8 protein-coding genes and 1 pseudogene are annotated in these 11,426 nt (G+C 70.4%); 6 read left to right on the top strand and 3 right to left on the bottom strand.

Annotated features, from left to right (window positions below; all coding sequences use genetic code 11):
* Window positions 1–138: 138 nt before the first annotated feature.
* On the bottom strand, window positions 139–1,917 hold the full coding sequence (locus G6048_RS42610; RefSeq protein WP_165344980.1) for a sulfatase-like hydrolase/transferase: 1,779 nt from the start codon (window positions 1,915–1,917) through the stop codon (window positions 139–141).
* 547 nt (window positions 1,918–2,464) lie between these two features.
* Between G6048_RS42610 and G6048_RS42605 the strand changes: the two are divergent.
* From G6048_RS42605 to G6048_RS42585, 5 genes and pseudogenes are all read left to right on the top strand, one after another.
* Window positions 2,465–3,409 (top strand): annotated as a pseudogene (locus G6048_RS42605) (glycoside hydrolase family 16 protein); the annotation flags it as partial.
* A 190-nt stretch (window positions 3,410–3,599) separates the two neighbouring features.
* Window positions 3,600–4,532 carry a glucose-6-phosphate dehydrogenase assembly protein OpcA gene (opcA, locus tag G6048_RS42600; protein ID WP_165344979.1) on the top strand — a complete coding sequence of 311 codons (933 nt, stop codon included), beginning with the start codon at window positions 3,600–3,602 and terminating at the stop codon, window positions 4,530–4,532.
* A 60-nt stretch (window positions 4,533–4,592) separates the two neighbouring features.
* Complete coding sequence (gene gnd, locus G6048_RS42595; protein WP_165344982.1) at window positions 4,593–5,471, top strand: phosphogluconate dehydrogenase (NAD(+)-dependent, decarboxylating); 879 nt, start codon at window positions 4,593–4,595, stop codon at window positions 5,469–5,471.
* 14 nt (window positions 5,472–5,485) lie between these two features.
* Window positions 5,486–6,073, top strand: a complete 588-nt coding sequence (locus G6048_RS42590; RefSeq protein ID WP_165344978.1) for a histidine phosphatase family protein — start codon at window positions 5,486–5,488, stop codon at window positions 6,071–6,073.
* Window positions 6,074–6,118: 45 nt separating this feature from the next.
* On the top strand, window positions 6,119–7,582 hold the full coding sequence (locus tag G6048_RS42585) for a translocation/assembly module TamB domain-containing protein (protein WP_165344977.1): 1,464 nt from the start codon (window positions 6,119–6,121) through the stop codon (window positions 7,580–7,582).
* On the opposite strand, the gene G6048_RS42580 is transcribed toward G6048_RS42585, so the two are convergent.
* Together G6048_RS42580 and G6048_RS42575 are read right to left on the bottom strand one after the other, a co-directional pair.
* Window positions 7,569–9,365 carry a bifunctional sugar phosphate isomerase/epimerase/4-hydroxyphenylpyruvate dioxygenase family protein gene (locus G6048_RS42580; protein WP_165344976.1) on the bottom strand — a complete coding sequence of 599 codons (1,797 nt, stop codon included), beginning with the start codon at window positions 9,363–9,365 and terminating at the stop codon, window positions 7,569–7,571. The genes G6048_RS42585 and G6048_RS42580 overlap by 14 nt on opposite strands.
* 200 nt (window positions 9,366–9,565) lie before the next feature.
* The gene (locus tag G6048_RS42575) at window positions 9,566–10,441 is read right to left on the bottom strand and encodes a shikimate dehydrogenase (RefSeq protein ID WP_165344981.1); all 876 of its coding nucleotides are present in this window, start codon (window positions 10,439–10,441) and stop codon (window positions 9,566–9,568) included.
* Between the two features lie 182 nt (window positions 10,442–10,623).
* Between G6048_RS42575 and G6048_RS42570 the strand changes: the two genes are divergently transcribed.
* Window positions 10,624–11,289, top strand: a complete 666-nt coding sequence (locus tag G6048_RS42570; protein ID WP_165344975.1) for a TetR/AcrR family transcriptional regulator — start codon at window positions 10,624–10,626, stop codon at window positions 11,287–11,289.
* The last annotated feature ends 137 nt before the right edge of the window (window positions 11,290–11,426 follow it).

Here is an 11,426-nt window from a genome sequence, read left to right as displayed (position 1 = left end):
GCCACCACCCGCCCCGCCGAAGGCAGGGGGCCTGGGGCCGCAGCTCCCCACGCGGCGGAGCCGCACGTTGATACAGCCTGGAAGGGGCGGGGCTGGGGAAAGAAACCCCGCCGCCCACGGAACCGCAACCGGCGGAGCCTAGGCCGCAGCGCTGCTGGTGTGGGCGCTCGCCGCATACCTCACCGGCACCCCCGCATGCCGCGCCGTACCCACGCAGCTCACCCACCCGCCCTCGGAGGTAGGCGTAACCATCCACCGCGCCGCGAGCCGACCACCCGCAGCAACAAAGTCCGCGCTCACCGACCCGAGCACCTGCACGCTCCAGCCCCCCGGCACCCGAAGCTCAAGCCCAGCCCCAGTCCACGGCTTGGCGGAGCCATTCGCGAGGGTGGCCGTCACCACAAAACCGTCGCCGCGCGAAACGACATCGAGCGAAACCCCGAACGGCTTGCGCTCGTACTGCTCCGCCCAAGACGACCGCATCAGCCGCACCAACGCATCCGCCTCACCAGGCAGCTTGTCGGCGATGTCGTCCCGCTCGCCGGGATCCCTGGCGAGGTCGTACAGCTCGACCTCCCACCGGTCGTCGGGCACGTTACGGTCCTGCCCCGGCGCGAACCGCACCGCCTTCATATCCCCGCGCCGCAACGCCTCGGCGAGCCGCCGCCCCCGCCACCGGTCGATGGCATCGGAACCCGGAGTCCGGCCACTGTGGTTGCGGTAGAAGTACAAGTGATCATGGCGGGCGACGGAGTCCGCGCCACCCCGCAACAGCGGCGCGATGGACAGCCCGTCGACATCCGCCGGAGCAGGCGCCCCCGCGAGCTCGGCAAGCGTCGGCAGCAGATCGGTGAGCGGAGTCGGCCGGTCCGTGACGCCGGAGCGAACCCGCTTCGGCGACCAGGCGATGAGCGGAACGCGGATACCGCCCTCATACAGGTTCCGCTTGAGCCCGCGCAGCCCACCGCTCGCGGCGAAGAGCCCGGGGTCGGTACGGCCCTCCTCGTGCGGCCCGTTGTCACTGGTGACGATCACCACAGTGCGGTCCGCTATGCCAAGCGACTCCAGCCGCTTGGTGACGTTGCCGACGAGCGAGTCGAACTTGCTGACCTGGGCGGCGTGCAGCTTGTCGGGCCGCGGCCAGGGGCTGTCGCCGTACGCCCCCATCTCGGGCGCGCGGCTCGGCGCGTGCGGCAGGGTGGGCGTGAGGCAGAGGAGAAAGGCCTCCTCCTTGTGCGCGTCCATGAAGTCGAGGGCGCGGGTCTCGAGGAGATCGGGGGCGTAGACGCGTCTGGCGCCGTCTTCGTTGTCCGGGATCGCCTCCCGCTCGGCGTTGCGCCACAGGTACGGCGGGTAGTAGTCGTGGGCGTGCCGGTGCGAGATGTAGCCGTAGAACTCGTCGAAACCACGGGCGTTGGGGTGGCTCGGCTGGTTCGGCTCCTCGGGGCCGAAGCCCCACTTGCCGACCAGCGCGGTGCGGTAGCCGCGGGCGCGCAGGGCCTCGGCGAAGGTGAAGTCGCGGTCGGTGAGGGCTGCTTGGCCACCGGGCCCCCACGGGTTCTCCCGTACGGTCGCATGCCCGCTGTGCAGCCCGGTGAACAGGGAGCAGCGCGAGGGCGCGCAGACCGGGGCCGCCGCGTAGGCGTCCGTGAAGCGCAGCCCCTCGGCGGCGAGGGCGTCGATATTCGGGGTGCGGATCAGCTTCTGTCCGTACGCTCCGAGCTCGCCGTATCCGAGGTCGTCCGCGAGGATCACCACGAAGTTCAGCCCGTTCGCCGGGGATTGGGCGGCGGGCACGACGGGGGCCTGCGGGAGCGCGTCGGTGGCCGGGGTCGTGACCGACTCGCAGGCCGTGGCCGCCCCTGTGACGCCGAGCGCGACTGCGGTCCCGGCGAGGAAGCGACGGCGGCTGGGCATACGTGTTCTCCTGTGCGTGGTTCAGTGAGCGTGGTGTGCGGCGTCCGTGACCGAGGAGGAAGACGAGGAAAGGGATACTCGGGCCACAACGCGGCACACGGTAGGAAGTCAGAAACGGGCCGAAGGTTCCCACCATTTGACGCTCGGCTTGATTTTTTTCGTACACGGCTTGATCACGCCGTCTGATTCGCGTCTCGTGGCTGGTTCCTTCTGCTCCACGCCCCCCGGCGCGCCCACTGATCCACGCGGACGATATCCCTCTCACCGGTGAGGACGTACGCCGGGGTCCTGCCGATGCGGCGGGGCGCTGCCGGTTACGGATCCGGCCCCGCCCCTGTGACCGGGGGCTTCGCCCTCCGGGCGCACGCTCTTCCCCTTCGTTCAGAGTGTGAACTCCACTCCCCCGCAAGCACTTTCTCTGCTTTACCTCTTGACGACTGACGTGACAGAGAGCACATTGTCGGGCGCGGCTTCATTGAGAGCGCTCTCAAACCCCTCTCAGTGGACCCCCCACCCGCACCCCCACACCACCGTGAACGAGGCATCCATGAGTGGAACCCATAGCAGGCGCAAACCCCTCAAGCACGTGCTCATCGCCGTACTGAGCACGCTGGGCCTGGCCGCGGGCGCCGCGGCGATCACCCTGCCCGCGAACGCGTCTCCCCCACCGCCCCCGTCCGGCTGGACGGAGGTGTTCACCGACGACTTCAACGGCGCCGCGGGCTCCGGCGTCAACCGCGACAACTGGCAGTACGCCACGGGCACCGGCTACCCGGGCGGCCCCGCCAACTGGGGCACCGGCGAGATCGAGACGATGACCGACAGCACGGACAACGTCTCGCTCGACGGCAACGGCAACCTCCGGATCACGCCACGCCGCGACGCCTCCGGCAACTGGACCTCCGGCCGCATCGAGACCAACCGCACCGACTTCGAGCCACCCGCCGGCGGCAAGCTGCGCGTCGAGAGCCGGCTCCAGACGCCGAACGTCACCGGCGCCGCGGCCAGGGGTTACTGGCCCGCGTTCTGGATGCTGGGCGAGCCCTACCGCGGCAACTACCAGAACTGGCCGATGGTCGGCGAGCTGGACATCATGGAGAACACCCAGGGCCAGAACACGGTGTTCGCCACGATGCACTGCGGCACCGCCCCGGGCGGCCCCTGCAACGAGAACACCGGCATCGGCAGCTCCACCGCGTGCCCCGGCGAGGCATGCACGGCCGGCTTCCACACGTTCGCCCTGGAGTGGGACAGGTCGGCCGACATCGAGGAGATCCGCTTCTACGTCGACGGCGACAACTTCCATACGGTGCGCGAGAACCAGGTCGACGCCACGACCTGGACCAACGCCACGGACCACGGCTTCTTCATCATCCTGAACGTCGCGATGGGCGGCGCCTTCCCGAACGCCCACGGCGGCGGCCCGGACGCCGCAACCGAGCCCGGCCACCCGATGGTCGTCGACTACGTCCAGGTCCTCCAGTCAGCCGGATAGCACCAAAGCCACCACCGGAAACCCCCCACAAGGGGCGGGCCGAACGGCCCGCCCCTTCTCCGTGTCCGCGCCCGCTCCCCGCCCGGGAATCCCCGGCCGCCACGCATGGTTGATCCCAAGCGGTCGCCACATCGCTCGACGACAATGGGGATCCGGCACACAAGAACGGACGGAGCTGGCGCAGGCCATGAAGATCGACCTGACCGACACCACGGCAAGCAAGATCAACAAGGCCCTCGTGGAAGGCCGCCGCGCCATCGGCACCCCCGCCGTGGGCATGGTCCTGACGATGGTCATCGTGACGGACGAGGAGAACGCGTACGACTCGATCAAGGCGGCCGAGGAAGCCTCGCACGAGCACCCCTCACGCACCCTGGTCGTCATCAGGCGCGTCTCCCGAACGCCCCGCGACCGCACGAAGTCCCGACTGGACGCCGAGGTGAGGGTCGGCGCGGACGCGGGCACCGGCGAGACGGTCGTGCTCCGGCTGTACGGGGAGGCCGGCGACCACGCCGATTCGGTGGTCCTCCCGCTGTTGCTGGCGGACGCGCCCGTCGTGGTGTGGTGGCCGGTGGACGCCCCCGAGGTGCCCGCGAAGGACCCGCTGGGGGCGCTGGCCCAGCGCCGGATCACGGACATGTTCGCGGTCGAGGCACCGCTGGTCGCCCTGGAGCAGCGCGTCGCCTCGTACGCGCCCGGCGACACGGACCTCGCCTGGACCCGGCTGACGCCGTGGCGCTCGATGCTGGCAGCGGCCCTCGACCAGGCCCGTGCGGAGGTGATCTCAGCCGCCGTCGAGAGCGAGGCAGAGAACCCGAGCGCCGAGTTGCTGGCCCGCTGGCTGGAGGCCCGGCTGCGGGTGCGGGTCGATCGGGTGGTCACCCCCGGCCCGGTCGTCACGGGCGTACAGCTCGACACCGTGAACGGCGAGGTCCGCATCGACCGCCCTGAGGACCCGCTGGCCACCCTCTCCCTGCCCGGCCAGCCCTCGCGCACCCTGGCTCTGAAGGTCCGCCCCACCTCCGAGCTGATCGCCGAGGAACTGCGCCGCCTGGACGCGGACGACATGTACGCGATCGCCCTGCGGGGTGCCGACAAGGCAGGGAGCGGCCGTGTCTGACGCACCGCCCACGATGGCCGACCACCGCACGCTCATAGGAAGCGAAAGGGCATGACAGCCATGGAATTGGGACTGATCGGTCTCGGCAAGATGGGCGGGAACATGCGCGAGCGCATCCGCCAGGCCGGGCACACCGTCATCGGCTACGACCGTAATCCCGAGCTCTCCGACGTCGGCAGCCTGACCGAGCTGGTCGGTCGGCTCGAAGGCCCGCGGGTGATCTGGGTGATGGTCCCGGCGGGCGGCCCGACCCAGTCCGTCGTCGATGAACTCGGGGACCTGCTGGAGGCCGGTGACACGGTCGTCGACGGCGGCAACTCCCGCTGGACGGACGACGAGAAGCATGCCGAGGAGCTGGGGGCGAAGGGCATCGGCTTCGTCGACGCGGGCGTATCCGGCGGTGTGTGGGGCCTGGAGAACGGCTACGCGCTCATGGTCGGCGGCGACAAGGAGCACGTGGACAGGCTCCAGCCGATCTTCGAGGCACTCAAGCCGGAAGGCCCGTACGGCTATGTCCATGCGGGCAGGGTGGGCGCCGGGCACTTCTCGAAGATGGTCCACAACGGCATCGAGTACGCCATGATGCAGGCCTACGCCGAGGGCTGGGAGTTGCTGCAGGCGGCCGACTCCGTCACGGACGTACGTGAGGTGTTCCGCTCCTGGCAGCAGGGCACGGTCATCCGCTCCTGGCTGCTCGACCTGGCGGTCGACGCGCTCGACGAGGACGAGTACTTGGAGAAGCTGCGCGGCTATGCGCAGGACTCGGGTGAGGGCCGCTGGACGGTCGAGGCGGCCATCGACAACGCGGTTCCGCTGCCGGCGATCACCGCGTCCCTCTTCGCGCGGTTCGCCTCCCGGCAGGACGACTCGCCGCAGATGAAGATGATCGCGGCGCTGCGCAACCAGTTCGGCGGCCACTCCGTCGAGTCGGCGAAGTAGGCGATGTAACGGTCATGGGCGACCTTCTCCTGATCCGCCACGGCGAGACCGAGTGGAGCGCGTCGGGTCAGCACACCAGCCGGACCGACCTGCCGCTCACCCGGCGCGGCGAGGAACAGGCCAAGTCCCTCGCTCCGATGCTGGCGGGCCGGTCCTTCGCGCTCGTCCTGACCAGCCCGCTCGGCCGCGCGATGCGCACCGCCGAACTCGCGGGCCTGTCCGGGGCGGTGGTGGACCCGGATCTGCACGAGTGGGAGTACGGCGGCTACGAGGGCGTCACCACCGTCGAGATCCACCGCACCCGGCCCGACTGGGATCTGTGGACGGACGGGGCGCCGTCCGGCCCGGAGGGGCACGTCGGCGAATCGCCCGGGCAGGTGGGCGAGCGTGCTGACCGGGTCCTGTCCCGGGTCGCCGAGGTGCTCCCCGAGGGTGACGTGCTGCTCGTGGCCCACGGCCACTTCCTGCGTGTGCTGACGGCCCGCCGACTGGGACTGCCGCCGTCGGACGGGCGGCTGTTCCGGCTGGAGACGGGGACGCTGAGCCGACTGTCGACGGAACACGGGTGGCCGGTTGTAGCGGAGTGGAACACCAGGGCGTAGTCGGCGAGTTGACACCCGCCCCGGGCCGCGTCAGAGTCCCCGCTGATGGAGATCAACGATCTGACGCCGGCCGAAGAGCGAGTGTGGCGGGCCTTCCCGTGCGGGGAGGTCGTGGATTTCCGCATGGACGGGGACGAGGACGCCGCCGCGGGAGCGGACTGGGGGCCGGAACGGACCCTGCGTGCCTCGGTGTTGAGGGCGCTGCTGGCCAGCGCGCCCCAGGAGGACGGCGAGATCGCCGCCCTGCGGGTCAGGGGTGCCCGGATCACCGGCGAGCTCGACCTCATGCACGCCGTCGTCGATCACCCGATCAGCCTGACGCACAGTTACTTCGCCAACCTGCCCTATATGTACGGCGCCCAGCTGCGCAGACTCAGCCTGCGCGGTTCCGTGCTCCCCGCCCTGGACCTCGGCAGCGCGCGGGTCGACGGCGTGGTGAATCTTTCGGAGTGCCGGGTGCGCGGGCGGGTGCATCTGGGCGGGACCCAGATATCCGGTGCGCTGATCCTGGAGCGCGCCGAACTCACCGCCTCGGACGACGGGGAGCCCGCGCTCAAGCTCCAACGGACGGTGGTGGGAGACGACTTGTTGGCGCTGGGGCTGCGCGCACAGGGCGAGATACGGCTCAACGGCGCCACCGTAAACGGGTCGGTCAACCTCAGCAGCGCCCGCCTGTCCCACCCCGGCCAGGTGGCCCTCGACGCCGTGACGCTCAGCGTGGAGGGCGACCTCCTGCTGCGCCACGCGGACGTCGAGGGGTGGATCGGGCTACGGGGCGCCCGTATCGCCGGCCGCCTCGACCTGTCGCATGCGCGTCTGTCGAACCCCGGCGACATGGCGCTGCGGGCCTCCAGTTGCACCGTCGGGGAACTGTGGCTGCGCAGGGGCGAACCTCTGGACGGCGGCCTCAACCTACGCCGGGCCCAGGTCGAGGTCCTCTTCGTGGAGCCGGAGAAGCTGCCGGACACGGTCCGTCTCGACGGTCTCGGCTATACGACCCTCACGCCCCATGAGCCCGCCGAGCGCCGTCTGCCCATGCTGGAACGCGACGACGACCGCTATGTCCCGCACGCCTACGAGCAGTTGACGGCCGCCTACCGCCGTATCGGCGACGACGACGCGGCCCGCGTCGTCCAGCTGGCCAAGCAGCGCCGCCACCGGCTCACGCTTCCCTGGTACGGGCGCCTGTGGGGCCAGGTCCAGGACGCGGCCGTCGGCTACGGCTTCCGCCCGCTGCGCGCCGCGGTCTGGCTGCTGTCGCTGCTCGCGGTCGGCTCCATCTCGTACGCTCTGCACCATCCGCCGGCCCTGAAGCCGGACGAGGCGCCGCCCTTCAACGCCGTCTTCTACACCCTCGACCTGCTGCTCCCGGTGATCTCCTTCGGCCAGGAGGCCGCGTTCGCCCCGAAGGGCCCGTACCAGTACCTGTCCTACGTCCTGGTCCTCACCGGCTGGATCCTGGCCACGACGGTCGTCGCGGGCGTGACGCGGACGGTCAGCCGCCAGTGACGCCGCCCGCGGCGTGCTGCGCCGCCAGACGTACGGGCGCGTTCTGGGCGCCGTACCCCCGATAGCCGCCGTCGCGCTGGACCAGCTCGAAGAAGACGCGGCCGACGGTGTGGGTGTAGCAGTGCCGGAAGACGCCGTGCTCGTCCCGGTCGTAGAGGATGCCCAGCTCGCGGTATGTAGCCAACTCGCCCTCGCTGAGGTCGAACCGGGCCGCGAGGTCGTCGTAGTAGTTCGCGGGGATCGGCAGCAGGTGGCCGCCGGCCTCGCGGAAGCGGCGGGCCGCGGCGACCACGTCGTCCGTGGCCAGCGCGATGTGCTGGGCGTGGACCGTGTCGTCCGTCGGGGCCGCGCCGACGGTGAGGGCGATACGGACGCTGCCGTCGGCGTTGGTGACGGCGCGGCTGCGCAGCAGACCGTACGGGTCGGCGACGTCCACGCTCTGCTGCGCCTGGAGCCCGAGGACGCTGCGGTGGAAGAGGGCCGCTTCGTCGAAGTGGTGCCAGGGCTGGGTGAGGGCGAGGTGGTCGATGCGGTGCACGTTCGGGGCTTGTCCGGTGTGCTCGTGGTCCTCGAAGTCGGCGAGCCAGTTGGGGAGTTCGGTCCGGTTCGTGGCGCAGAAGAACAACTCCGTGCCGTCGGGGGCGGCGACCGCGTCGAGGGGGACGTCCTGTGGTGCACGGCGGCGCGGCAGTACCGGTGCCAGCAGGGCCTCGGCGCGCCGGGCGGCGCCCGCCGGGTCGGGTGACTCGAGGCCGAGCGCGGCGAGCGCCGTGCCGTGGCGGCGGTCGGCAGGTCCGGTGTTGACCAGGATGCGGGCCTCGCCCTGCTGCCACAGGTCGACGGGTTTGCCGCGGTGCCGTGCGGTGCGGGCGAAGCCGAGCGCGCCGAGCAGCGCCGCGAGGGGTTCCGCGTCCGGAGTGACCAGTTCGGCGAAGGCGACGCCGGTGGGGACGACGGGCGCGGGCAGCGACGCAACTCCGACGGTCTCCTGTAGGACGAGGAGGGAACGGCGGGCGTCCACCGCGGTCGGACCGGCCTCGGCCTGCCGGAACACGTCGTTGAAGACCTCCAGGGAGAGCGGACCGTCGTAACCGGTGCGCAGTACATGAAGCAGCAGCCCGGCCACGTCGAAGCCGCCCTGGCCGGGAAAGCAGCGGTGGTGGCGGCTCCATTGCAGGACGTCCATCGCGAGCAGCGGAGCGTCGGCGAGCTGGAGGAAGAAGATCTTCTCGCCGGGAAGGTCCGCGATGCCCTTGGGATCGGACCCGCGGGCGAGAATGTGAAAGCTGTCCAGGCAGGTACCGAGCGCCGGGTGATCGGCCCGCTCGACGATGCGCCACGCATGGTCGTACGTACTCACGTGCCGCCCCCAGGCCAGCGCCTCGTACGCAACGCGAATCCCGAACTCCTGGGCTAGTTCGGCAAGTTGGCGCAACTGCCGGGCGGCGAGCACGTCGTCGTCCACGGCGAGCGGCGACACACTGGAGCACACCAGCACGGTGTCGGCCCCGAGCCGCCGCATCAGCTGAAACTTACGCTCGGCCCGCCGCAGGTTCCGCGCGAACTCGTCGGAGGGTACGGCCTCGATATCGCGCATCGGCTGGTAGAGGTCGATACTCAGCCCGAGGTCGGCGCACCTCTCGCGGATCTCCTCGGGCGCGAGGGGACTGGCGAGCAGGTCGTTCTCGAAGATCTCGACACCGTCGAACCCGGCCCGCGAGGCGGCAGTGAGCTTCTCGGTGAGGGAACCACTGAGGGAGACGGTGGCGATGGAAGTACGCATGGGGGGGCTCCTTCGAGGCTTCACACTTCTGGCGGTGCTGCTAATCCGCCGGTTCAGGGGGCGCCCCCTTAGGGGCGCGGGGCTGTGACATATGCAGCTCCGCCGCGATGGGGGTCCTCCCGCTCGAGCGCAGCCGAGAGTGGGGGAGCGACCAGCCACAACGGCCCCGCAGCCGACACACGGCACAACCCCTACGGCGCCTAGTCACGAACACTCACGGCCCCGGCCAACTCACCAATGTCCGCCAGCATTCGGCCGACGTCCGGTTCCCGCCCCGTGAACAAGCGGAAGGCGTCGGCAGCCTGAAACACCGCCATGCCACCCCCATCCAGCGTGGCGCAGCCAGCCCCGCGAGCGGCACGCAACAACTCCGTCTCCAGCGGCCGGTACACAACCTCGGCCACCCACAGCCCGGGATGCAGCAATCCAGCCGGAAGCGGCAGCCCAGGATGGTCCGCCATACCCGTAGGTGTGGCATGCACGATCCCGTCGGCGTCGGCGACCAGCGCGGCCAGCTGGTCCGGCGCCGCGGCGGTCGCCCGGCCGTCACCGAAGCGCCGGTTCAGCCCAGCGGCCAGCGAAACCGCCCGAGCCGGCACAGCGTCCGTCACCGTGACGGCCCCCGCGCCAAGCGTGAGCATGGCGTGCGCGACCGCCGCGCCCGCGCCGCCCGCGCCCAGCTGCACGACCCGCTCCAGCGGAGCGTCGGGCAGCCCGCGCGCGAACGAGGCCGCGAACCCGGTGACATCCGTGTTGTGCCCGATCGCGCAGCCGTCCTCGAAGACGACGGTGTTCACCGCACCCAGTGCCTCGGCCTGCGGGTCGAGCGCGTCCAGATGCTCGATGACGAGCCGCTTGCAGGGATGCGTGATGTTCAGCCCGTCGAAGCCCAGGTCGCGGGCGGCCCGCACCAGGTCCCCCACCGCTTCGGGCGGGACACCGACGGCGTCGATGTCGATGATCCGGTACAGATAGCGCAGGCCCTGGCGGTCCGCCTCCCGCTCGTGCAGCGCCGGGCTGAGCGAGGGGCCGATGCCGGAACCGATCAGTCCGACGAGATACGAGTCCTTGGACAGCACCGAGGGGCCTCCTGAGCGTGAGCAGGCAGCTCACTAATGTACGAACTAGTACGTTAGCTATACCAGCATCCGAGACCGACGGGAAGCCCCCGGCCCACGGTCCGCCCACCCCCGCACAACGGCCTGGTTCTACAATCTCCGGCACGGCACCTCGCCGGAGAGGAACGCGAAGGAACCCGATGACCAGCGTCGAAGAACCGGCACGACCCAACGGCCGCATCCGCGACGCCGCCCGCACCAGGGCCGAAATTCTCGACGTGGCGACCCAGGAGTTCGCCCGGGCCGGGTTCACCGGGGCAAGGGTGGACGAGATCGCCGCTCGGACCCGCACCACGAAGCGGATGATCTACTACTACTTCGGCGGCAAGGAGCAGCTGTTCACGGCCGTGCTGGAGCGGGCGTACAGCGTGATCCGGGAGACCGAGCAGCAGCTGGACGTGGAGCATCTGGACCCGGTCGCGGCCATCCGTCGGCTCGCCGAGCTCACCTTCGACCACCACGAGGCGCACCCCGACTTCATCCGCCTGGTCAGCATCGAGAACATCCACGAGGCGGAGCACATCGCCGCCTCCGCGGAGCTGGGCAAGATCGGCTCGCCCGCGCTCGACGTGATCGGCCGCATCCTGGCCTCGGGGCGCGAGTCCGGCCTGTTCACGGCCGATGTCGACGCGGTGGACCTGCACGCGATGATCAGCTCGTTCTGCTTCTTCCGGGTCGCCAACCGGCACACCTTCGGCGCGCTCTTCGGCCGCGATCTGGTCGCCGCCGACCAGCGGGAGCACTACCGCACCATGCTGGGCGACATGGTGATCGCCTACCTGACGGCGGAGCGGGCCGCGGACTGAGCGTCACGGAATACTTTCGGCGCACCCCCTTGACGCATGCCGAAACGCGGGCGCAACATCTCTGGCCAACCGCTCAATAACTAACCAGTGAGTTCATTAGCGAGCCCGTCCCCCTGATCAGCGGCCCCCCATCCCTG

Source organism: Streptomyces ureilyticus (assembly GCF_011045025.1).
Classification (GTDB): Bacteria; Actinomycetota; Actinomycetes; order Streptomycetales; family Streptomycetaceae; genus Streptomyces; species Streptomyces ureilyticus.
The sequence above is the reverse complement of the archived record's forward strand: the minus strand, read 5'-3'. Positions and strand labels throughout refer to the sequence as shown.